At 55.9% G+C, this 23,640-nt stretch carries 19 protein-coding genes and 1 tRNA gene; 11 read left to right on the forward strand and 9 right to left on the reverse strand.

Annotation, left to right across the window (positions count from 1 at the left end):
* Positions 1 to 1,604 (reverse strand): RCC1 domain-containing protein (locus tag VMC84_RS04785; RefSeq protein WP_325378635.1); only part of this gene is annotated, 1,604 nt, incomplete at its 3' end.
* Between the two features lie 115 nt (positions 1,605 to 1,719).
* On the reverse strand, positions 1,720 to 4,095 hold the full coding sequence (locus VMC84_RS04790; protein WP_325378636.1) for a winged helix-turn-helix transcriptional regulator: 2,376 nt from the start codon (positions 4,093 to 4,095) through the stop codon (positions 1,720 to 1,722).
* A 451-nt stretch (positions 4,096 to 4,546) separates the two neighbouring features.
* On the opposite strand from VMC84_RS04790, the gene VMC84_RS04795 reads away from it, so the two are divergent.
* From VMC84_RS04795 to VMC84_RS04820, 6 genes are all read left to right on the forward strand, one after another.
* Positions 4,547 to 4,714: a hypothetical protein gene (locus VMC84_RS04795; protein ID WP_325378638.1), complete on the forward strand. Its 168-nt coding sequence runs from the start codon at positions 4,547 to 4,549 to the stop codon at positions 4,712 to 4,714.
* A gap of 148 nt (positions 4,715 to 4,862) precedes the next feature.
* Positions 4,863 to 7,514 carry a PAS domain S-box protein gene (locus VMC84_RS04800; RefSeq protein ID WP_325378639.1) on the forward strand — a complete coding sequence of 884 codons (2,652 nt, stop codon included), beginning with the start codon at positions 4,863 to 4,865 and terminating at the stop codon, positions 7,512 to 7,514.
* 409 nt (positions 7,515 to 7,923) lie between these two features.
* Positions 7,924 to 9,954, forward strand: coding sequence for a PAS domain S-box protein (locus VMC84_RS04805; protein WP_325378641.1), 2,031 nt, complete (start codon positions 7,924 to 7,926; stop codon positions 9,952 to 9,954).
* An 81-nt stretch (positions 9,955 to 10,035) separates the two neighbouring features.
* A complete protein-coding gene (locus VMC84_RS04810) occupies positions 10,036 to 10,266 on the forward strand; it encodes a hypothetical protein (protein WP_325378643.1) in 231 nt (76 codons plus the stop codon).
* Positions 10,259 to 11,752, forward strand: a complete 1,494-nt coding sequence (gene pap / locus VMC84_RS04815) for a polyphosphate:AMP phosphotransferase (protein WP_325378645.1) — start codon at positions 10,259 to 10,261, stop codon at positions 11,750 to 11,752. The genes VMC84_RS04810 and pap overlap by 8 nt, the downstream gene beginning before the upstream one ends.
* Positions 11,753 to 12,129: 377 nt before the next feature.
* Positions 12,130 to 12,648, forward strand: a complete 519-nt coding sequence (locus tag VMC84_RS04820) for a DUF5788 family protein (RefSeq protein WP_325378646.1) — start codon at positions 12,130 to 12,132, stop codon at positions 12,646 to 12,648.
* Positions 12,649 to 12,718: 70 nt separating this feature from the next.
* Here VMC84_RS04820 and VMC84_RS04825 read toward each other — a convergent pair.
* Together VMC84_RS04825 and VMC84_RS04830 are read right to left on the reverse strand one after the other, a co-directional pair.
* Positions 12,719 to 12,790, reverse strand: a tRNA-Arg gene (locus VMC84_RS04825).
* 107 nt (positions 12,791 to 12,897) lie between these two features.
* On the reverse strand, positions 12,898 to 14,262 hold the full coding sequence (locus VMC84_RS04830; protein WP_349256744.1) for an ORC1-type DNA replication protein: 1,365 nt from the start codon (positions 14,260 to 14,262) through the stop codon (positions 12,898 to 12,900).
* 913 nt (positions 14,263 to 15,175) lie between these two features.
* On the opposite strand from VMC84_RS04830, the gene VMC84_RS04835 reads away from it, so the two are divergent.
* Positions 15,176 to 15,526: a nascent polypeptide-associated complex protein gene (locus VMC84_RS04835; protein WP_325378650.1), complete on the forward strand. Its 351-nt coding sequence runs from the start codon at positions 15,176 to 15,178 to the stop codon at positions 15,524 to 15,526.
* 20 nt (positions 15,527 to 15,546) lie between these two features.
* Complete coding sequence (locus VMC84_RS04840; RefSeq protein WP_325378652.1) at positions 15,547 to 16,302, forward strand: tRNA (adenine-N1)-methyltransferase; 756 nt, start codon at positions 15,547 to 15,549, stop codon at positions 16,300 to 16,302.
* A 234-nt stretch (positions 16,303 to 16,536) separates the two neighbouring features.
* Here the strand turns inward: VMC84_RS04840 and hmgA are convergent, their stop codons facing one another.
* The 4 genes from hmgA to VMC84_RS04860 all read right to left on the reverse strand — a co-directional run bounded on the left by hmgA (position 16,537) and on the right by VMC84_RS04860 (position 19,800).
* On the reverse strand, positions 16,537 to 17,754 hold the full coding sequence (hmgA, locus tag VMC84_RS04845; protein WP_325378654.1) for a hydroxymethylglutaryl-CoA reductase (NADPH): 1,218 nt from the start codon (positions 17,752 to 17,754) through the stop codon (positions 16,537 to 16,539).
* An 8-nt stretch (positions 17,755 to 17,762) separates the two neighbouring features.
* Positions 17,763 to 18,233: an aspartate carbamoyltransferase regulatory subunit gene (gene pyrI, locus VMC84_RS04850; RefSeq protein WP_325378656.1), complete on the reverse strand. Its 471-nt coding sequence runs from the start codon at positions 18,231 to 18,233 to the stop codon at positions 17,763 to 17,765.
* 1 nt (position 18,234) lies between these two features.
* Positions 18,235 to 19,164 carry an aspartate carbamoyltransferase gene (gene pyrB, locus VMC84_RS04855; RefSeq protein WP_325378658.1) on the reverse strand — a complete coding sequence of 310 codons (930 nt, stop codon included), beginning with the start codon at positions 19,162 to 19,164 and terminating at the stop codon, positions 18,235 to 18,237.
* 84 nt (positions 19,165 to 19,248) lie between these two features.
* The gene (locus VMC84_RS04860) at positions 19,249 to 19,800 is read right to left on the reverse strand and encodes a S26 family signal peptidase (RefSeq protein WP_325378660.1); all 552 of its coding nucleotides are present in this window, start codon (positions 19,798 to 19,800) and stop codon (positions 19,249 to 19,251) included.
* 121 nt (positions 19,801 to 19,921) lie between these two features.
* Here VMC84_RS04860 and VMC84_RS04865 point away from each other — a divergent pair, with 121 nt between their 5' ends.
* The 3 genes from VMC84_RS04865 (at position 19,922) to VMC84_RS04875 (ending at position 22,978) form a co-directional block, all read left to right on the forward strand.
* Positions 19,922 to 21,412: a DNA-directed DNA polymerase II small subunit gene (locus tag VMC84_RS04865; protein WP_325378662.1), complete on the forward strand. Its 1,491-nt coding sequence runs from the start codon at positions 19,922 to 19,924 to the stop codon at positions 21,410 to 21,412.
* Positions 21,413 to 21,646: 234 nt separating this feature from the next.
* Entirely contained in the window at positions 21,647 to 22,615 is a 969-nt protein-coding gene (locus VMC84_RS04870) for a hypothetical protein (RefSeq protein WP_325378664.1), read from the forward strand.
* A gap of 33 nt (positions 22,616 to 22,648) precedes the next feature.
* A complete protein-coding gene (locus VMC84_RS04875; RefSeq protein WP_325378666.1) occupies positions 22,649 to 22,978 on the forward strand; it encodes a hypothetical protein in 330 nt (109 codons plus the stop codon).
* On the opposite strand, the gene VMC84_RS04880 is transcribed toward VMC84_RS04875, so the two are convergent.
* A complete protein-coding gene (locus VMC84_RS04880; RefSeq protein WP_325378668.1) occupies positions 22,975 to 23,619 on the reverse strand; it encodes a DUF2225 domain-containing protein in 645 nt (214 codons plus the stop codon). The genes VMC84_RS04875 and VMC84_RS04880 overlap by 4 nt on opposite strands.
* Positions 23,620 to 23,640 lie beyond the last annotated feature (21 nt).

The following is a 23,640-nucleotide window of genomic DNA, read 5'->3' on the forward strand; positions in this document are numbered from 1 at the left end:
TCCATGGGCTGAAATGCTGCATCTGCCGCGTCGGATAGGACATATGCGTATACATAGCCTCCGTTGGCCGTGAAGATCGGCACAGTCTTAACGGCGGTGCAAGTGGTGGAATTCTCATCTTCCATCGTCGTTGTTACACCATTTACGTAACTGGTGCTGATCGACTTTGTATGTGGATCGACGATCAGGTTATATCCCTTTTCATATGTCCACCTGCCTGGTATGGTGATATTCCACTTCGCCATTCCGTTGTTGTCCATTGTGGTAAGACTATTTTTTGTGAATGAGTATATGGTCCCATCCACATACGACATATATTCAATGGAGTTATCAACCGCAGCAGGGGCGGTGATCGGTGCCTGAGGTGAGGATTTATTCATGCCGGGAAGCTCGATTGCAGGCCCTGCCAGAGCTTCGGTGAAGTGCACCTTATCCGCCGTGGCCCGGTATACGTTCATACCATGTTGCCCGTCGCCAAGTTGGCCTGCGCTGTCGTCGCCCCAGCCCCAAACAACACCATACTTATCCAGCGCGTAGCAGTTCGTGCTCCCGGCGGATATCGCTACGATGCCCGACAGGCCTTTTACCTGCACGGGGACGTTCTTGTTATCCAGCGTGCCATCGCCCAGAGTGCCATAAATCCTGTTGTCACCCCAGGCCCAGACCGTCCCATCATCCCGCAGCGCCAGCGCATACCATCGCCCTGCCGATATAGCGATAACGTTGGTCAGGCCTTTGACCTGTACGGGGGTGGTACTATAATCTTCCACGTTACCGGGCACTCCGTCGCCTAGCTGGCCGAAGGTGTTTCTGCCCCAGGTCCAGACAGTGCCATCGTCCTTCAGGGCCATACTGAATTCCATGCCCGCGGCGACCGATGTGACATTGGTTAATTCTTTGACCTGTACAGGGGATGTTTGCCCTCCGTCATTATGGGGATCATGGGCGACCGTGCCGTCTCCAAGCTGACCCATATTATTAAATCCCCATGACCAGACGGTACCGTCGTTCTTTACCGCTAGGGCATGGGCATCGCCCATGGACACCGCCTTTATATCTGTAAGCCCGGCGACCTGGTCGACGGCCTTCGACTGCCAATTATTATTCCCGAAGCCATCGCTTGTACCACGCTGGCCATGGCTATTGCTTCCCATCGTCCAGACGGTGCCGTCTTTCTTTAGGGCGATGAGGTCATCACCATAGCCCGCGCTCTGACTCCCGTCGATGGCGACGATGTCGCTCAAGCCGTCGACCTTTTCTGGCATTGTGTTTGGCCAGTTATTGAATTTGGTCGTGTTCTCAAACATGGGATAGTTACGAATCAGCCAGACTGTGCCATCATCTTTGAGTATGACCGGGCCAAGGTCCCCGCCAATAGATTTGACGTGGTCAATGCCCGGCATGATGACAGGCTGGAGGCCGGTGTCATCGTTGTACGACACCGTACCCCATAGCCAGATGGTCCCGTTATCGTTCAGCGCGATGCCGCATCCGCTGGCATCCGCTGAAACGTCAGTTATCCTCGATTCAGCTATGCCGGGCCCCACTAAAAGCCCGAGCGAGCAAACAAATACCAGTGCGACGACGCATGTCCAGCTTCTCATGATGATTCCTGCCATACTGTTGCTAGTAGTTGCTCGACGGGTTGGTATATGAAGGTTATATCACAATCAGATATATATTCGCCCAACATGGATGCAGTCGAATGAAAAGATGGTTTCAGGCGGAATATCGTAGGCCAAGAGCCGTGGATACAGCCGTCTTATATTCCTCATTGATGGAGTAGGCGGACCTCCCCTCGGACGCACCATTCCGGGTGACAACGCCCTTCTCCGACAACTCCTTCATATATCGACTTACAGCGCTCTCCTGGCTGCCAAGGGACAAAGAGATCTCGATATTGGTCAGCCCGGGAGTTTTCTTTAAAAGAGCCAATATCCGACCCATGCTGTCGCGCCGCATCAATGAAATGACTAGCTGCTCCTCCTTACTATAAGCGCCGGAGTTCGTAAAGTAGCGGACGTGCTTGTCATCTGCCGCATAAGAAACGATGCGGTGATTGAGGCTGAGGATTAAGACGTGGTAGCGCACCGTGCCCAGGTTCACGCCGGTACCCCGGGCGATGTCCCGCAGGGTGGAGCCGGGGTTGTCGACAATGAACTTCTGTACCTCGTTTCGCTTCTCGTTCTTATCGATCCGGCTTCGGGCACGGGTAACCGAACCTGCCGCGAAGAAGCGGAGGAAAAGATAGGTTAAGGCGGTAAGAATCGCCCCGGCGGCGATGTTCAGCGAGGTGCCGCCGATGCGGCCGTTATCCATGCTGTAGTAGATCGTCGAGTTGCCGACTGCCATGTTCCTAACAAAGCCGTCTGGATCCTTTTCCCAGAGCAGCTTCCCGTTATTGTCGAGGGCGTAGATGCCTTTGGCGTAGATGCACCGGGACAGGTTGGGGAAGAGCGGCGCCTCGTAGCTCGCGTAATAGAAATTTACGTATGTCACGTTTCGGCCTGGGTATACGTTTATTAATTCCTGGGTCACGGGCGTCAGGGGCACCGTCGACGTGAAGCTGCCCGGGTAAAGTGAAGCGGTTTCGACGAAGGCATCGCCTGCATTATTCCTGTTCAGCGTTATCACGTGAACGTCCGCCGAGGGTATCGTGAAGTTCCACAACTCTCTCCCGCTCGTCACGTCATTGGCGACAATGGTATCTTCGCTGAAGCGCCGGGACGCCAGGGACTTATTAAAATTATCCTCGCTGGAATGCCACATGTTTTCAATGGCATATACGATGCCGTCCTTCCCCCCGACGGGGACGAGGTCCGGATGGTCAATCGTCATACCGCCGTACGCATAGAATGGCCAGGAAATGGCCGAGGCGCGGCCGTCGGCGGAGATCATGGTGAGGTAGGACTGCGCAGGCGGCTCGTTAAGTTTAGCCATATACACGTTGCCCCGGCCGTCGAGCGGCATCGACGAGAAGAGCGTGTATCCACTGTCATTCAGGGATGCCGTCCACCTTATCCCGCCGTCCTCGTCGAGCGCGACGATGCCGCTGTCCACCGGCACGTAGAGCTCGCCGTTGGATAAAAGCGGCAGCGTATTGTAGCTCGGCCAGATCTGCCGGTCGATGTGGGGCCGGATCGCGCTCACGCCGATGTACCGGCTCCAAAGCAGGCTCCCGGCGGGCGAATAGGCCTCGACGGTGCCGCTCGTGAGCATGTACGTCGCGTCCTGGTAGATCATGCTCGATTCATATCGGTCCAGGGCCGTACTGTTATTCGAATAGCCGCCCATGCCCATCACTGACTGGTTAAAGCGCTCCACGGACGGAGGGACCGCATGAACGACATAGATCCGCCCACTGCCATCTACTGCCGCTGGAGCGGATGCGTTGCGGATGCTGAATAAGAGCGATCCCTTTTCGTCAAGAATATCCTCCATATAGTCGTGGAACACGTAAATGCGGTCGCCATGCACGCTGATAGCGATCGGCTCCATCATTTCATAGTAATCGGGCTTTACCAGGCCGCCCATGTTCCAAGTCGACAGGTTCGTCATGAACGTGTATTCCCACGTGACCTTGCCCGCAGGCGAAATTTCAACGACCTTTGCTGGCTTGCTAATATATGCTATTTCGGGGGTTTCGTAGTAGAACTCGGTTCCGATGCTCTTCATGGTCAGGTTTTTTCCGGCGAGCGCCACGTCCGACTCGTTGACCGCGTAGACCTCCAGAAGGTACATGGTGCCATTGTTCTCGCCCGTGATAGGATATGAGTAGAAATCGCCGCCGATATAACCGGTATCGCCGGACACCGCGATCGCCGGCATGCTCCAGGTGTTCAGGACCCTCCAGTCGCCGGGTATACTCATGTGCCATTTTAAAGAGCCATCCTTTGAAAAGGCCGATATATCGTTGCCGCTGAACGTGTACAGCGTGTCGTCGCCGCCGGCGAACATATAGTCCACACTGCCGTTCGCCTGCTTTTCCCAGCCGGACGATGATTGGGGGCTGGAGGCGATCATGTAGTACAGAAGGCCGGCAAGGCAGATGAGACCAATGACAAGTACCGCTTCAAAGGCTTTCGACTTTTTCATAGGACATCAAGAGTTCAATGGGATGGAGCTTAAATATAGCTTCTCTCCCAATCTGTTAACTTAAAGGATATTACTATTCATTGATTTTTACAAGAAAAAGTCCAGATTAAAAAGATACCATATACCCCGAAATTGGGGTGGGACATCCATATTATGAAATGTTGAGCAAGGTATTGGGCTTATTTTCAGTCTCGTGTAAAATGTGCAAAATCAATAGCGTTATCTATATACCCGAAAGAGAAGTGGGACAAGCTAAATTTGAACCGTATTCTGGTGGCTTAGTTCTGGATAAGTCATTTCGGGTTTCTTGAGGATTTGAACCTAAAGGTAAAGCGCCCCGACTGAACGCTCGAACGCCCGGTAAGGCACTACCAACTATACTCTCGCCAATGACAACGTATAAAAGCTCGCCAACTACCTGGTCGACAAGCAGAAGGAACTGCACTTCGCCGTGCCCGGCATACCGATAAAGCGGAACGATATCGTCACCGGGGACGATATCCTGAACATGACGACGGAGCAGCGAAAAGGACTAGGCATAAATAAGTCGACGCTATGGTATATCCAGAAAACCCCGCGGGCGTGCGAGAAGGTTAAGATATACGATAAGGAAAGGTAAAAATCCAATAGTAAGAAGATAGTACTTGGCGTGTTAGCTTTTATTTTATTGCAAAATATTTATAATAAGGTTGACATGTCTTTTTGGTTCATAGAAAATTGTTATGAACATTAATCAGCATATATTAATTATTTAATTGCTTGGTGGGTTGCTTATCGGGAGGATCGGAAAAAAACGGGTATATAGTAGATACAAGAGCTCCAAGACGGATAGACAAAGCTCGAGCTGCCTGCCTGTATACGAGGAAAAATGCCGATCCCTCATTGCAAATTTTTTAGACGTTGTGTACTCGGTCGAGCTCGATGGAACTATCACCTATGTCAGCCCTCAGGTGGCTCGCTATGGATATGAGCCTGAAGAGTTATTTTACCGAAATTTCTTTGAGTTCGTCGCCCCCGATTGCCGGGAATATGTCCTCCGGAAATTCCAGGAGCGCCAGGGAGAGTCGTTCCTGACCGAGTTCAAGTGGCAGGGTAAGGACGGGCGTGTCTTCTGGGTCGAGGCGCTGGGCAAAATGATTTACGAAGATGCGGGTCAGCCTCTCCGCCAGGTAGGAATCGTGAGGGACATTACCGAGCGTAAGCGGGCCGAGCAGGCGCTGTGGGAAAACGAGGAAAAGTTTCGGGCCCTCGCCGAGTCGGCCCGGGCGGGGATCGTGCTCTTCAGGGGCGATAAGTTCATTTATGTTAATCCGGAGACGATTAACGACCTGGGCTATACGAAGAATGAGCTATTGGCCATGAATTTTTGGGATGTCGTTCATCCGGACTCGCGGGAGCTGGTGAGGAGCCAGGGGCTTAAGCGATTGCAGGGTATACCGGTGCCTTCCACATATGAGATAAAGGTCCTGACCAAGGGCGGCGAGACGCTATGGGAGGAGGCATCGGCCGCGCTGATCTATTATATGGGCGAGCCTACGGTCATTGCCACGCTCTTCAATATCACCGGGCGCAAGCGGATCGAAAAAGACTTGATGCTTACCCAGTTCTCGATCGACCGGGCGGCAGACATGGCATTGTGGATGGCTCACGACGGCCGCTTTATCTACGCCAACGAGGCTGCCAGCAAGGCCTTCGGCTATTCGCGGGAAGAATTCCTTTCGCTGAAGGCTTTTGACGTGGACCCATACTTTAACGAGAATAACTGGGGCGAACACTTGAAGGAGGTAAAAGAGCGCGGTTCCTACACCTTCGAGGCGAGGCTCAGGAGAAAGGACGGCACCTTCTTTCCCGGCGAGATCACGGTGAACTACCTCGCTTACGATGGGAAGGAATATAACTGTTCGTATATCCGGGACATCACTGAGCGCAAGCGGGCCGAGGAGGCGCTCCTGGAGAGCGAGATGAAGTTCCGGGTGCTGGCGGAGACCACGAAAGCAGGCATTAGCCTTTACCGGGGCGATAAAAGCATCTACGCCAACCCCGGGATAGAAAAGATCACCGGCTACACCAGTGCCGAACTTTTATCAAAGGCCATCTGGGACTACGTGCATCCCGATTACCGCGAACTCGTAAAGAAACGGGCCATGGACCGGCAGCGCGGCCAGAGCGTGCCGGAAAGCTACGAGTTCCCCGTTATCACGAAAGACGGCGAGACAAGATGGCTCGAAGTTTCCGCCGGGCTCATCATGTACCAGGGAGAGCCCACACGCATGGCCACGTACTTCGACATCACCGAGCGCAAGCGGGCCGAAAAAGCGCTGGTCAGAGAAAAGTATATCCTCACCAAGTCCCAGGAGATGGCCCACCTGGGTAATTGGGCGTGGGACGCGGCGGCCGGGCAATTCGCGGGTTCGGATGAGATGCACAGGATCAACGGCTATGAGCCTGGCGACGTCAAGCCGACCCCTGAATGGGTGCTATCCCGGGTCCACTCTGAAGACCGTAAGGTGGTAGCTGACTTCATGGAGGTCAGCGTGAGGGATGGAAAACGGGGGAGCATCGACTACCGTATCATCCGGCCGGATGGGTCCGTTAGATACGTCAACTCGATCGTGGACAAGGCGGTCCGGGATAATTCGGGAAAGGTAATGCGGCTGTACGGCATCACCCAGGATGTCACCGAGCGCAAGCGGGCCGAAAAAGAGCTGGCGGAGGCGAAGGCGCGGGCCGAGCTGTACCTGGACTTGATGGCCCATGACATCAACAACATGAACCAGTCCGCCCAGGGTTTCCTTGAGCTGGCGCTTCAAATGCTGGAGATAGATGGAAAGATCGGGCGGGATGGCAAAGTGTTGATAGAGAAGCCATTACAGTCAGTACAGAGTAGCTCCAGGCTGATATCGAACGTCCGTAAGCTCCAGCGGTTGGCAGATGAGGGCGTGAAGACCCGGCCCGTCGACCTGCGCGACCTGTACGAGGAACTCAAGTCCCTCGACTTCCACATCGGCGACAGGGATGCCACCATCAACATTCACGATACTCCGCACTGTCTGGTGGAGGGCAGTGACCTGCTCCAGGACGTGTTCTTTAACCTCATCAGCAATGCGGTCAAACATGCCTGGCCAGACCGGCCGGTAACGGTTGATGTGAGGGCTGACCGCATGGACCAGGATGGCCGGGCGTATTACCGGTGTACCGTGGAGGACGATGGGCCGGGCATTCCAGATGAGCTGAAGCGTAAGCTGTTCCACCGGTTCCAGCGGGGCAAAACGAAGGCGCACGGTAAGGGCCTGGGGTTGTACCTGGTGAGGACGCTGGTCGAAGGTTATCATGGAAAAGTGTGGGTCGAGGACCGGGTGCTGGGTGACCCCTCGAAGGGCGCCCGGTTTGTGGTCATGCTGCCTGCCGTAGAAAAGTAGCTTTACTACAAAAACGTGCTAATATAGTAAAATATCATTGTATATCAAACGAATTTTTTATCAGCTCTTGGAAAGTAATCGGAAAGCGTCGATGCGAGCCACGGTTGCTGCACAAATAAAGCGGAACGATGACCTGGAAGAAAATCGGGGAAAGATACTTCGCGTGACTCCCGATTAGAGGAAGAAGCCAGGCATCAACAAGTCGACGCTATGGCAAATTCAGAAGAACCTCGGAGATGGGGATAAAGTATAGCTGTACGATTAAGCCAAGGCTAACATCGCAAAATAATGACGATGAGCCTGCTGTATCATCCTATATTTTATTGTATTATATTTATATAATAATGAATCCGTATCAGACATGAACAAATATTGAACAGTGGCAATAGTATATTTTGCGAGTGTAGCCATGGTGCCAAAATCCGTGTTCAGGAAGAAGTCCGAGAGCGTCTCTAGTGAAGGCGCCGTGGATAAGGATCGGCTCATCGCCGAACTAAAGCGCCGTATCGCTGTTTTGGAGAAAAAGAACGATGACCTCGCCGCCCTGAACGGAAAGCTGAGGGGACTCTCGCAGGCTGTCGAACAGAGCGCGAGCGTCGTCGTGATCACCGATACCACCGGCAGCATCCAGTACGTCAACCCGAAGTTCACCGAGCTCACTGGATACAGCTTCGAGGAAGCGATCGGCAAGAACCCCCGTATCCTGAAGACGGGCGAGACGCCGCCCGAGGAGTATAAGCAACTCTGGGAGACGATCAAATCGGGCAGGGAATGGCGCGGCGTTTTCCATAACAAAAAGAAGAACGGTGACCTGTACTGGGAATCGGCCATCATATCCCCGGTCATGGACGACTGCGGGAAAATAACGAACTTCATGGCCGTAAAGGAAGACATCACCGAGCGCAAGCAAATGGAGGATGTTCTGCGGGAGAGCGAGGAGAAGTTCCACATACTGGCGGATTCCACGTACGATTGGGTGGCATGGAACAGCCCGGCGGGGAATTATATTTATGTCTCGCCTTCCTGCGAGAGAATGACCGGCCACGGGGCAGACGAGTTCTATCATGACCCGGGCCTGATGAAAAGGATAGTTCATCCAGACGATTTGACGGCATTCGAGCAGCACATAGACTCTTACCTATGTAATGCGTCGCTCTGCGGTAGCTTCGATTTCCGTATCATATCGACGAGCGGCGAGACACGCTGGATCAACCATGTTTGCCGGCCCGTGTTCAAGGACAACGGAGAATGGCTCGGGCGCCGGGCAAGTAACCGGGACATCACCGAGCGGAAGCGGGCCGAGGATGCGCTGCGGGTCAGCGAGGAGCGGCTGCGCCGGGCGAGTATTGCGGGCCGGATCGGCCTCTTCGAGTGGAACGTCGACCGGGACAAGATCTACTTTAGCTCCGAAACTTACGAGCTATTCGGGCTCGAACCGGGCTCCCCGGGGACCTATGAAACGTGGCTCCAGGGTGTACACCCCGATGACCGGGAAACTGTTGAGCGCACCCTTACTGAGGCGCATGAGAAAGCCCGTAATATGTCCCGCATTTCTACTCAGATCGAGTTTCGACTCATGCACCCGGACGGGGCGGTCCGCTGGCTCGAGGCCACGGCGACTTACGATCTAGAAGGCGACGACCTGATGATGCGGGGCACGGTGCGGGACATTACCGAGCGCAAACGGGCTGAAAAAGAATTGGATGATTATAGGAAGCGCCTCGAAGACCTGGTGCAGGAACGTACCCGTAAGCTGGATGAGGAGAAGCGGCTGGCCGACCTCTACGTCGACCTCATGTGCCACGATATCAGCAACATGAACCAGGTGGGCTTGGGCTTCCTGGAGATAGCGCTGGACATGCTGGACCTGGATGAAGCCGGCAAGGAGATGCTGCTGAGGCCCAGATCGGCCTTCGAGGGCAGCTCTAAGCTGATCGACAATGTGAGGAAGCTCCGGATGGTTAAATCGTGCGAGTGCCAGTATAAGAAAATGGATATCGGCGAGGTACTCAAGAGCGTGCAGGATAATTATTCAAAACAGTACGGCAACGCGACTATTCGTAACCACGCGGGCGTGGGTTACATGGTCCAGGCTAATGAACTGTTATACGATTTGTTCTCGAACCTCGTCGGAAATGCCATAAAACACTCTAAGGGCGACCCCGTCGTCGACATTAGCGTTCAGCCTTCCACGGAGGACGGCCACGAATACTACAGGGTGAGCATCGATGACCGGGGCCCAGGCATACCGGATAGCATTAAGGCGGGAATATTCGAGCGCAAGCTGACGGGCGACGTCAAAACGAAGGGCAGCGGCATAGGCCTGCTCATGGTGAAGACCCTCGTCGACAGCTATAAGGGCCTGGCGTGGGTCGAAGACCGGGTTAAAGGCGACCATACGCAGGGCGCCCGGTTCGTGGTCATACTGCCAGCTGTCTAATAGCGGTACCTCGGTAGTATTTCGTAGTTTTTACTGTTTGTTATGGGCATTTTTTTGTGCTCATCCTTTTCATGGTATGGGTTGGATAGGGTGATGATGGCGGAAATGCAAAAAATAGATGGGCAGTTAAAAGATTTGCATATCAGGATAAAAAATACCCTCCGTATTTTTGAGACTCATTTCGGCGTGGTAAGCGAGGCCGTCCAGAGGTATAAAGGGCTAAAAAAAGAAAATTTTGTGGCATGCAAGGTTATTGCCGAATCTTCCAGGAAAGCCTCGAAACCCAGAAAGGCGGGCTGTTCACATGTTTGAAAAAATCGACCTTGACCGCTCGATGAGCGATAAACAGTTCCGGAGAATCATGCCGCCCCTGGCCGAGAGGATGGGTGAACTACAGCGGGCGGCCGCCGGGCGGGGCATTCCAGCCATCATCGTCTTCGAGGGCATGGACGGCTCGGAAAAAGGCGTGCAGATCAACCAGCTCATCCAGCCGCTGGACCCCCGGGGCTTCGACGTGTACGCCATCAACGACCCGAACGACGCGGAGCGCGCCCGGCCGTTCTTCTGGCGGTTCTGGGTGAATACGCCGGCCCGGGGTCGCCTGGCGGTGTTCAGCCGCAGCTGGTACCACCGGACCATTGTGGAGCGGCGCCACGGCAAAAACGACCCGCAGGCCGCGCGGTGGGCCAACGAGATTAACCTGTTCGAGCGGGCCCTCGCGGACGACGATTATCTGATCCTGAAGCTATACCTGCACATCAGCAAAAAGGAGCAGAAGAGAAGGTATCGAATACTAGAGAAAGACCCCGCAACGAGCTGGAGAGTGACAGATAAACAGTGGGATGGCCATAAAAAGTTCGATAAGTACCTGTCCGCCATGGAATCGCTCATGGAGCGGACCGACATGGCACACGCTCCCTGGATCATCGTCGAGGCAAATGACCGGAACTTTGCCGCGGCGAAGATCATCACGACGGTGATCGAGGCGTACGAGAAGGCCGTCGCCCGGGCGCGGGGCGAAAACGCCGCCAGCCCGGCGCCGCCCGAGGCCACGGTAGAGATTATGTCCCTCCGGTCGTCCGTGCTCGACCGGGTGGACCTTTCGCAGTCGATGACGAGCGCCGAATACGATAAAAAGCTGCCCGGTTGCGAGGACAGGATGCGGAAAGCCCAGATGAAAGCTTACGCCTCCGGGGTACCGATCGTCGTCGTCTTCGAGGGCTGGGATGCCGCCGGCAAGGGCGGGGATATCAAGCGGTTGACGGCGAACATGGACCCGCGGGGCTACACCGTGGTGCCTATCAGGGCGCCGAGCCCGACCGAACTCGCCCACAACTACCTCTGGAGGTTCTGCACACGGTTCCCGGCGGCGGGGCATTTCACCATCTTCGACCGGAGCTGGTACGGCCGCGTCCTCGTCGAGCGGGTGGAGGGCCTCTGCCGGCCCGACGAGTGGCAGCGGGCATACGCCGAAATCAACGAGATGGAGGAACATTTGGTCAACAGCGGGACTGTCCTGGTAAAGTTCTGGCTACACATCGACCAGAACACCCAGCTCAAGCGGTTCGAGGACCGGGAACGGAACCCGGAGAAGGAGTGGAAGCTCAGTGTGGACGACTGGCGGAACCGGGGCAAGTGGAACGAATACTGGGCGGCGGCAGACGAAATGCTCTATCGGACCAGTACGGATTACGCGCCCTGGACGATCATCGAGTCGAACGACAAGAACTTCTCTCGCATCAAGGTGCTTCAGTCGGTGGCCGCGGCCGTCGAGGAGAAGCTGGGAGAACTCGACTGACCGGCAAAAACGAGTTAAGGGATTAACGGCCGCATAGTTCCATTTCGTGGCCTTACCGCCCACCGTCGATCTCGGGCACCTGCAGGATCTCAGACTCGTATCCAGCCCGGGGCCCGCCCACCTTTTGCCTGTCGCGCGTGGTTGATACAATAAAAATTTCCACGACAGGCTCGCTCGATTGTTATTTTTAGATATATTGTGATTTCTTTTTGTTCTTTTTAGTGGTCAGTTTTACGGGACGCGGGTAGATTAGACAATCTGTTCACATAGCCGAACATACCGCACGAGAATCCGCACCAGGATGGGATGATCGCAAGTCCCCATTTTTATTAATTATGGTGACGATTCTCAGTTAGACGGTCCCGGAGGATGATACCATGGATATGAAAAATTCGCTCAATGTCCGCCTTAGCAACGATACAGCGGCCATTGGTAGCGCCCCGCTCAACGATGAGGAGCGCTGCCGGCTTGAGGCAAAGCTGCACCGGGTGCTGGCGTGGGTCGGTGTCCGGATACCCGACCAGATAGTGCTAGACGATAGCAAAGTCCCGCTGCACCAGGTCATTTGGGATTTGGTGAACAAAGAGAAACTCTCCAGGGAGGATGAAAGCCTGCTGCTGAACCTGGAGGAGAAACTCGACAAGCGATTACATGCAGACATGGATAGGATCGATAAGGTGGATACCACTGAAAACGAAGCGCTGAGCGATTACAGCGAAGCCGCGGGTCTGCTGCGGGCCATAATCACGCTGAAGGGCGTCCAGTCTAATGAGGAGCACGTGTACGGGGCAACGGAGATGCAACGGAGAATGAGATACGCCAAAAAAGAGAAGGCAAAGCGGTGGATGGAGTTCCTACGCCAGATGGGGATGGTGAATTCGGTAAAAACCCTATGAATTCGTAGCATCCCCATGGACGTCGGGCTGGACAGCATAAAATAATATAGATTTTAACCTAGGGTTAAAGCGCCCCGACTGGGATTTGAACCCAGGTCTAGAGCTCCGCAGGCTCCAAGGATGTCCACTACCCTATCGGGGCATAAATTGTTCTTTATTGCGGACGTGCTGCGCTCTTAGTTGACGTTACATCATACATAAACTTATCGTTGCTGCCTGAATATCGAAAATATAGAAAAAGACGAAGAGCTAATTATCCGCCTTATCATTAAAGCGCTGCTGCGTCTCAAAGTAGGGGCGGGCGTCCTTTAACGTCCTCAAGCGATAGTCGTCCAGCAGGACTTTCCGCGTGCTCTCCGCCGGGACGCTCAGGGCGATCTCCTTCGTGCGGCCATAGCGGCCCTTGCTGACCACTATGGCGTTGATGATGCCCAGCATGTCCAGCTCGGAGATGAGGTCGGTCACCCTGCGCTGCGTGAGCACGTCCATGTCGATCATCCGGCACAGGCGTCTATAAACGTTGTAGACGTCGCCCGTGTTCAGCTCATGGGAGCCCGCCGAGTCAAGCTGCACGATGCTGTATAATACAAGCTTACTCTGGGTCGGGAGCGTACGGACCACCTCTGTGATGCGGTCGATCTCGATCTTCTCCCGGGCCTTGCGGACGTGGTCCTCTCTCACCACGGTGTCCCGGAGCCTCTCTGCGAGCTCGGCCGAAACGCGAAGAAGGTCCAGCGCCTTGCGGGCGTCGCCGTGCTCCTGGGCCGCGAAGGCGGCGCAGAGGGGGATCACCGCCGGCTCCAGGGTGTTCTCCTTGAAGGCCATCCTGCTTCGCTGCTCCAGGATGTCCCTGAGCTGGTCGGCGTTATATGGCGGGAATATGATCTCCTCCTCGCCCAGCGAGGACTTCACCCTCGGGTCCAGATAATCGGTGAAGGTGAGGTCGTTGGATATGCCGATGATGCTGACCTTCGCCTTTTTAAGGTCGGCGTTGATCCTCGACAGGTTATAGAGAATGTCGTCGCCGCTCTTCTTGACCAGGTTATCTATCTCGTCCAGGATTATTATCGCAATCTGCTCTTTCTTGTCCAGGGCCTCGCGAAACTCGTTGAACACCTGGTCAGTGGGCCAGCCGGTGATGGGGACGTCACGGTTGTAGTGCCGGGCGAGGTGGGCCAGGATACGGTACTGTGTGTCAATGCGCTCGCAGTTAATGAAAAGGACTTTACACTCGATGTGCATCTTGTCCGAGAGGTCCATGAGCTTCTTGCTCACGCTCTCCAGCGTGGCGGTCTTGCCCGTTCCCGTCTTGCCGTATATGAGGATGTTCGAGGGGGACTCGCCCCGCAGCGCAGCCACCAGGATCTCGGCCACCGCGTTGATCTGGTCTAAACGGTGGGGTAGATAATCGGGAGTATAGGACGGCCGAAGCACTTCCCTGTTAACGAAGATCGGCTTTATGCTCAGAAGGTTCTCGAATAGCCTGTCGATGTGGCTCTCCTCCGGGCTTTCCCTGATAAGGTCCTCGAACAGGCCCTTTGTTTCAGAAGGGGCAGGGCCCTGAATAGAGGGTTCCTGAGACCTGGCCTGCTGAGCTGTCTTATCCATTAACATTTAAGTCCTCCCAAACCGAGCATTTCCAAACGAAATGATAGTCACGCTGCATATTAATAGTTGTGGTAGCATTATCCCCCTCTTTTCCTGTGGAACGGGGGATATTTTAAACTTATTTTTTAACTTAAAAGAAAAAAATACCATATAATTGATTTTTAAACTGTTTTATATCCATATATTAAAAAATAAACTGTTTTAAACAAAATAGCCTCGACGTACATCCATCATTTCCTGTGGAAGTTATGAGTCTTATGACAGGCCCACCCCATTATTTCCACTGGAACACTAAAAATACAAATGAGACATTTGTATTCTAACAAGATGAAAATACGATGTTGTATTGGTTATACACTAAAACTATAAATAACTAACTTTCACTTTATTGCAAATTAGAGAGTAAAATAGAAAGTTAATACCTTTTAAAAGATAATTATTATACTCGCAAATAACCAGTAATAATCAGTAATATAACCAGTAATATGCTTATAAAGTTAATACCTGTATAAAATTCAACATTCAAAACGTACTTTCGACATTCAAAACGTACTTTTTTTATCATTATTCTTATATTAGCCTTCTTTTGCCCTCGTTTTTTCATCTTATATTTATGATATCCTTATGTCATTCAATTCTGTCTTCCACGTACAGAAGACTATATTATGAAAAATATCACTCCATATAAGCGTAAAAAATATTGCTATATTTAGCTATCCGGCCAGAAATATTTTCCATGTGAAATAAAGGGGTAGGTCTCATAAGTAAGGTATAAGCCTGGATAAAACGCCCTATTCGTATCATTGCCTATTCGTATCATTGATCATATCTCTAATCTTATCCATGTTGGGCCGAACAGTGGCGTAATCAAAAAGCTATATACCCCTCCGCGACCTATAGGGCGACGAAGGTGAATTATATGTTCCCGGGAATGGGAGGAAAAGGCATCAACCCCAGGCAGCTCGAGAGGCAGATGAAGTCGATGGGCATCGACATGTACGAGATAGAGGGAGTAAAGCAAGTGATAATAAAAACTGCGGACAAGGAGATCGTGTTCAACGACGCCCAGGTCACGGTCATCGACGCCCGGGGCCAGAAGATGTACCAGCTGGCCGGCACGCCGGAGGAAAAGCCTCTGGAGAAGGAGATCCCCGAGGCGGACATCGAGCTCGTCGCCCAGCAGGCGAACGTCCCGAAGGACGTGGCGAAGCAGGCCCTCAAGGACACGAACGGCGACCTCGCGGAAGCCATCGTCAGGCTGTCGAAGTAAGCGAAGCGGGTAATAAATAAATGTCATCGTCGAGCATAGCCCCTGGAGACCTGGTGCTTCTCTGGGCTGCGGGAGGCAGGGAATACTTCGCCGTAGCCGGGGGCGATAAGCTCCACACGGACCTGGGCATCGTCGACCTGAAAAGACTCGAGGGCATGGAGTGGGGCTCCACCATCGAGTCGCACATGGGCAAGCCGTTCGTCGTGCTGAAGCCCCGGGCGCCGGACTTTTTTAAGCACATGCGGCGCACTGGCGCCCCCATGATGCCCAAGGACATCGGCGCCATCATCGCCTACACCGGGGTCGGCCCGTCGGACGTCATCCTGGACGCGGGGACCGGCTCGGGAGTACTGGCCGTATACCTGGGCACTATCGCTAAAAAAGTCATCACATACGAGTCCAACGAACAGTTCGCCAGCAATGCCCGAAAAAATATTGAGCTGGCGGGCCTGGCGAACGTGGAGGTACGCCACGGCGATATACTCCTGGAGATGGAAAAGCTCGAAGGCCCCTTCGATGTGGTCACCCTGGACATGCAGGACGCCGCGGCCGTTGTCCCGGGCGCCCTCCGGGTGCTCAGGCCGGGCGGCTTCCTGGCCGCTTACTCCCCGTTCTTCGAGCAGGCCGCAGAGACGAGAAGGGCCGTCGAGCGGGCCGGCTTCTCAGAGGCCGACACTATCATCGTCGGCGAGCAGGAGCTCGAGGTCGGCAGGCGCGGCACCCGCCCGTCAACCCGGGTTGGCCACACCGGCTTCATCACCATAGCCAGAAAATAATGCTAATTCATATCATTAGTTCCGTGCTTATATTAGAGGCGCCTGCAGAGGGCCCGGTTTATTTGCTAACACGGGGCACAGAGCTGATTGAGGCACCGTTTATTAATAGGCAACTCCATTAAGCGATTTAATCATGGCCTGGAATAAAATTCTCCAGAGGAAATAAAGGGGTAAAACGCCCCTATAAAATTAAAAAGAAATGAAATGGCGTTTTTGAATTTTTCCTGTTTACATTCAGCGCCCGTACTTCGCGTGGGCCTTCGCAAGGTCCTGGGAGGCCAGCGCGCCCAGTAAGGATAGCTCTCCGGCCAGCCCTGCGGACGCCACGATCTCGGCGAATTTTCGGGCATTCGAGCCGGGGGGATTGCCGCCTCCCCGTACGCCCAAAAGGCTCAGGCACTCGCTCTGGGTGGCGAGGCCGGTGCCTCCGCCCACCGTGCCCAGTGGCAGGCTGGGGAATGAGACCGAAAAATGCAGGTCCTCCCCGTCCATCTCCGCGGACGTTATGGCGTTACTCCCTTCTACGACGTGCGCCGGGTCCTGGCCGCAGGCGATGTACATGGCGGCGACGATGTTGGCGACCTGCGCGTTAAACCCGAAGGACACGGCCCGGGCGCTGCCCAAAAAGTTCTTCCGGTAGTTCACGTCGCACATGTCCTCCGGGGTGGCCCTGAGCTTCTCGACGATGATCTTTCTGGGAACGATGACCTCGGCGACCGTCGTGCGGCCACGACCCTCGATCACGTTGATGGCGGCGGGCTTTTTGTCTGTACACATGTTGCTCGACAGCGCCACGAGCTTCACGTCGAACTTCTTCTCGAGGCTCCTCATGATGGCATCCGAGGCGATGGTGACCATGTTCATGCCCATGGCGTCCTTGGTATCGAACGCCAGGCGCAGGAACACGCTCCGGCCCACCACGTAGGGGTCGACCCTCAGGAGCTCGCCGTGCTTTGTGGTCGTGCCGGCGATGGCCCGCATCTCGGCGAACAGCTCTGGCGTTTTTACCGCCTCCGCCAGGCGCCTCGCCTCTTTAAGGTTTTTCGCCTTTACTACGGGCGCCCGGGTCATCTCGTCCTGGAGGACGGCCGCGGCCACGCCGCCGCTGGCCCGGCACACGGAGCAGCCGCGGTTCACGCTGGCCACCAGGGCGCCTTCCGTGGTCGCGAGGGGCAGGTAAAAGTCGCCCTTCGCGTACTCGCCGTTAATGGCGATCGGCCCGGCGATGCCCAGTGGAATTTGAACGGCGCCGATGGCGTTCTCGATGTTTTTCCGGGTGACGACCTCCGGGTCGTATGAGTATTTGCCGATGCTGGAGAGGTCGGTGCCGGTAATGCGCTCGACCGCCTCGCGTCGCATGTCGACCGCCTCCCGGCGCGTCGAAGCGTTCTCGTCTGCCTGGTGAAGCTTAAGCTCGCCACTCGCCAGTTTTTTTACGATGTCCTCGCTCATGTATATCCCTATAATAGATTGTCGGCTATGTTCTTGTCGAGCACGAACTCGCAATAGGAGCACCGCAGGAGCACCGGGTCGGCCGATTCGACGGTGAACTTCGAGCTCACGGGCTCGTTGCTGTTAGAAATGCAGTTGGGGTTGCCGCACTTGACGATCCCCACGACGTTTTTGGGCATGCCGACGCGGAACTTCTCGGCGACGCCGTAATTCCTTATGATATTGATGGTGGCCCGGGGGGCGATAAGGGCGATGGTATCGACTTCCTCGGGCTCGAGCTCCCGGCCTTCGACCTTGACCACGTCCTTGGCGCCCATGGCGCCGCTGGGCACGTTCATTAAAAGGCTGACCACGTTCTTCGAGTGGCTGCCGATCCCCAGGATCTTTAGCACGTTGAGCGCCTGGCCTGACTCGATGTGGTCGATGACTGTGCCATTGTTGATCGGCTTGACACGCAGCTCGCGCTCGTTCACGTTCATGCTAGATCTCCCCGCCCATGACCAGCGACAGCACGGCCATGCGGATGGGCACGCCGTAGAAGGCCTGCTGGAAGTACCGGGCGTGCTTCGTGGCGTCGACGCCCGGGTCGATCTCGTTCACCCGCGGCAGCGGGTGCATTATTATCATGTCGTTCTTCACGTTGTCCAGGGTGTCCGGCGTGATGCGATAGGAGCCGGCGACCTTCAGGTATTCCGACGGGTCGGGGAACCGCTCTTTCTGGATCCGGGTCATGTAGAGCACGTCCGCCTGCTCCAGGGCGTCCTCGACGCGGGGCGTCTCGACCAGCTCGACGCCATGCACCCTCAAATAGTTTATTATGCTCTCGGGCATGCGCAGCGGCTCCGGGGACACCAGGCTCAGCCTCGTTTTATACAGGGACAGGGCGTAGGCCAGCGAATGCACGGTCCTTCCGTAGCGCAGGTCCCCCACGAGGGCGACGTTTAATTCGCCTATGGGCTTCTTGCATTCTTTCCGCATGGTGTAAAGGTCCAGAAGGGTCTGCGTTGGGTGGTGGCCCGCGCCGTCGCCCGCGTTAATAACAGGCACCCGCGAGACCTCGGAGGCCATCCGGGCCGCGCCCTCCCTGGGGTGGCGGATGACGATGGCGTCCGCGTAGGACTCGATGATCTTGATGGTGTCGGACAGCGTCTCGCCCTTGACGACGGACGTGGATTCGGCCGAGTCGAAGCCGATGGTGCTTCCGCCGAGGCGCCTGACGGCCGCCTCGAAGGAGAGCCGGGTCCGGGTGGAGGGCTCGAAAAAGAGGGTCGCCACCACTTTATCTTTTAGCAGGTCCAGGCCGCCCGTCCTGGCATAGGGCTCCAGGCGCTCCGCGCGGTCCAGAATAAAGTCGATCTCTTCTCTTGAGAAGTCCTTCGTGGATATGATGTGCCTTCTCTCGAAAATCATCGCATATAGTAGGCCGCCCTCCCATAAAATAGTTGCCTATAAGCCGCAACCGGTAATTTAAGCATCACCGGCCAAATGTGTGCATTAGTGTATAAATGAGAAGAGGCTCCTCACATAACCCAGGTACGGGATGCGGAACTTCGCCACGCCCAGTATCCATTCATCCCTGACGGGCGTGTTGGGGCAGATGCCGCTGCTCTGGTCGAAGAGGAAGTTGTTATCGCCTTTGGTGATATAGCCGGAGCTGGGGGCCGCGATGCCCCCGTTCCACATGGGCTGCGAGGCATTTACATAATACAGCGCCCGATGTATGACAGGCGTCATGTTCTTGAGGCCGAAGGGCTGGTAAACGATGACGTCGCCGGCGCCATTGAAGGTCGAATAGTTCGTGCCCAGGGCGGCCTGGTACGTGGTGATGGGCGACTTCTGGATGCCCTGGATGATTATTAGATCCCCGTCGTGCATGTTGGGGTACATGCTCAGGCCGTCCACGCTCACCATCGGCGGCCATACGCCCGCGTATAAGAACAGCAATAGGGCGATGGCCCCGACGGCCAGGAGGGCGGTCAGCGTCTCCCTCGCCAGCGAGACCCAGAAGTTGTCGCTCTTCATGAACGTGTGGAAGGTATCCTTCATTGCCAGGCTAAAAACTCCTTTTTTAATTATTGCATTTTATTATATTTTTTATATAATATAAACGTTCTTATGGCGAGGCAAAACCTTAAAGCCGTTTCGCCTATGATTGGCATGTAAGCATATGCACGGCATTGAAATCGTAAAAGCGCTTGCGTCAAAGGGATACATGGTCGAGCCCGACGCCCTCGACGCCCTGGGCCAGGACCCGGACCCCGGGATAGTGGACCGGCTCGTCTCATGCCTGGACCCCGCGGCGCTGACCATCTCCCGGGACGACGTGGCCCGCTCCCTGCAAATCGGCGTTGCCTCGCAAAATAAGGTCGCGCTCATGGGGCAGATGGGTGTGCCCGCGGGGCAGATGGGCGTGCCCTCAGGGCTTATCTCCCGTAAGCCAACGCTGAAGATACTGTCGGACATCACCAACAACTCGACCTGTATCGGGGACTACGACGAGTTCGTGGGATATTTCCGTGACCGGTACGGCCGGCTCGGGGACATGATGCGCCACCGCATCAGCTCCCGCCCCATCGAGAGCCTTAAGAAGAAAAGCCTGTCCCGGGGCGAGAAGGCCGAGGTAGCGGTCATCGGCATGGTGTCCGACTTGCGGGACACGGCCAACGGCAACCGGCTCGTCGAGCTGGAGGACCGCACGGGCTCGGTGAGCGTGCTCATCTCGAAGGATAAGGACTTTTTCAATGCGCATCTCCTTCTGGACGAGGTGGTCGGCGTCACCGGCACCCTGCGGGAGGGCGGGCTGCTCATGGCCACGGGCATAGCCTACCCAGACGTGCCCAACACCAACGTGCCCCGCCGGGCGGAGGAGCCCTGCGCCGCGGCCCTCATCTCCGACGTGCACATCGGCAGCAACACCTTCCTGGAAGACCCCTGGATGCGGTTCATCGACTGGCTGAACGGGGATCTCGAGACGCAGCACGACCTGGTGTCGAGGCTGAAGTACGTGGTGGTCGCCGGGGACATTGTGGACGGCATCGGCGTCTACCCCGGCCAGGAGAAGGAGCTCCGCATCATGGACATCTACGACCAGTACCGGAAGGCCGCCGAGTACTTCGACCAGTTCCCGAAGCGCCTGAAGATCATCATCACTCCCGGTAACCACGATGCCGTGAGGCAGGCCGAGCCCCAGCCGGCGCTTTTAGAGGAAATGCAGCGCATGTTCAGGCACCCCAGCATCACCTTCGCCGGTAATCCGTCTGCAGTTGAAATGGAGGGGGTCAGGCTACTCATCTACCACGGCCGCTCGCTTGATGACCTGGTCTCGAACCTGCCCGGCGTCTCCTATGCGAGGCCGGAGAAGGCCATGGTCGAATTATTGAAACGCCGGCACCTGTCGCCCATCTACGGCGGCAAGGTCATGATCGCCCCCGAGGCAAAGGACCACTTCGTCATCGACCCGCTGCCGGACATCATGCACAGCGGCCACGTGCATACCGTGGGAGTATGCCGCTACCGGGGGGTCACCCTGGTCAACTCGGGCACCTGGCAGTCCCAGACCGAGTTCCAGAAGCGGATGAACATACAGCCGGACCCTGCCCGCATCCCCGTTGTTGATTTGCAGTCCGGCGACGTGTCCATCGTAAACTTTGGGGAATGAAGGCTCGCCCCGGTAAATCTTGTTCTAAATAGTTTATTAGACGAGGATATGGCATGTTGAAGATATTTAAAGCAAACTAAAGCCGTAATAAGCTATCGGGTTATGTATAAAGCTTATAAAGCCTGACAGCAGCAAGCATGCTTTTATAATCCCCTTCCCCTGGATGGATTGTAGTGCGGCGCTCTCCAGAAAGGAGGGCCTCTGCAGATAATCGATCACAGGGAGGAAAATAGGATGAAGATCCAGATGAAAAGGGTCAGTATCACGGCGACGGCTGTGCTGTTCGCCATGATGCTGGCCATACCGGCATTGGCGATGAGCGCGAGCGCGGCGAGCACGGGCTACGATCAGCAGCTGCTCCAGGCGCGGTATGACCTGGTGAGCGCCCGGGTGAACTTCGCCACGGGCGTCTACGCCGACACGGCGACGCTCGTGGCGAACGCCTCGGACCTGAACGTGCACGTGACCAGGCTGAACAGCGACCTCGGAACGCTGAAGGGCTACGCGAGCTCCGGCGGCAGGAGCGGCTTCAACAGCTTCCTGACCGGGACCGTCCAGCCGGACATGGCGTCCGGCATGGCGGCGCTGAAGGCGGACATGCTTAAATTCAAAGAATGGGGCGTCAGCGCCGGGACGAAGCAGCAGCTCAAGGCCGATTACCAGGCCCGGAAGAGCACCTTCGACCAGCAGACCGACGCTGCCATCATCGAGCTGGGCAACGTCCGGCTGAACTATTATAATGATGCCATGTCAAAAGATGATCAGCGCATGTCGCAGTTGAGCGCCAGGGGCATCGACGTCTCGGGCATGGAGAGCGTGAAGTCCGAAGCCATGTCCAGCGTGGTCACACCTCTGCAGTCGGCCATCAGCTCCGGCAACGCCGATGCCGTAAAGGCAGAGCTGCACGACAAATGCCTTGGCAACGGCCAGCCTTACAGCGACCACTTCTTCGCGAAGACGGACCTGGCGGCCCTGACGGCGACGGGCGCGAAGATCGGCGCCAGCACGGATAACGCGACCATACAGCAGCAGCTCGCCGACGCGAACGCGAAGCTCTCCAGCGCCCAGGGCACGCTGAACGTAGTGGGCACGAACCCCTACACCTCGGACCAGCAGAGCCAGATATGGGACAACCTGAAGGCCGCTTCCGACGGGCTGAAGACGATTCTCAAGGAGCTTAACAGCCAGAACAAGCAGGGATAACTCGATTACCCCTGCTTTTGAGGTGTCAAACTCATGGATAGAAAGGTTCTGGCAATGTTCCTCATACTCCTCACGGCCGCCTGCCTCATCGCGGGCTGCACGGGCCGGAGGAACGAAGCGACATCGACCCCGACGACCGCTCCCGCGGCAGTGACGACCGTCACGCCGGCGGCGGGCGCGACCGTCCAGCCCTCGGCCGCCCCCGGCCAGGCCAGTGCCACGCCTGCCCCCTCCACGGCCATTACTGAAAATTCGAGCCCAGGAGTGGCCGGCCTCGACCCCTCGCTGCTGAGCATATCCGGCGAGAACCAGGATGAGGGAGGCTTCTCCGATGACGGGCTTCCCACGCCCACGGTGGATTAAAAGTAATCGGAAGGGCTCGTAAGCTGGCGGCGGGCGAAGTCCCCTATCCCGGGCTCGCCCCCGCATTCTTTTAAGGCCTGCTCCACTTTACCGTAGTACGATTTCGCCTTCTCCGCATCGCCCAGGCGCCGGGCGATGTCGCCGATGAGGTACGTATACACGGCTTTGTTCTCGTTCGGCGCGTCGGCCTGCTCCAGCGCCCTCTCGAAGTAGAACATGGCCTTCTCCAGGTAGAAACGCTCATTATCCTTCTCGCCTTTGATGCGGCAGCACCAGGCCCCCATGTGGTAGATGCGGGCCAGCACCGCGAACGGGGCGCCCCGCCACTCGGCGCACAGCGCCGCCAGGTAATAGTTACCGTTCGTGCCGATCCTGACCTTCTTTATCTCTGGCGTGATGTTCTCCTCGAGCATTCCCTTGAAAACGGGCGTGAAGCTCTGGGGCTGGAAGTCGCCCTCGTAGCCCGTATAGCCGCAGCTCGCGCACGTGTGGACGAAGTAGCAGACGGGCTGCAGGCCCTCGGCCTCCTTATAGAGGTCGGAGTGGAGCCTCCCGAAGGAATTCGTGGAAGCCACCATCTGCGACTCGAACTTGTTGCCGCAGAACGGGCAGGTGAACTGGTGGGGCTGTAGCGTGGTCATCGCGATAATGTGGGCTGCCGG

The sequence above is a fragment of the Methanocella sp. genome, assembly GCF_035506375.1.
Lineage (GTDB): Archaea > Halobacteriota > Methanocellia > Methanocellales > Methanocellaceae > Methanocella.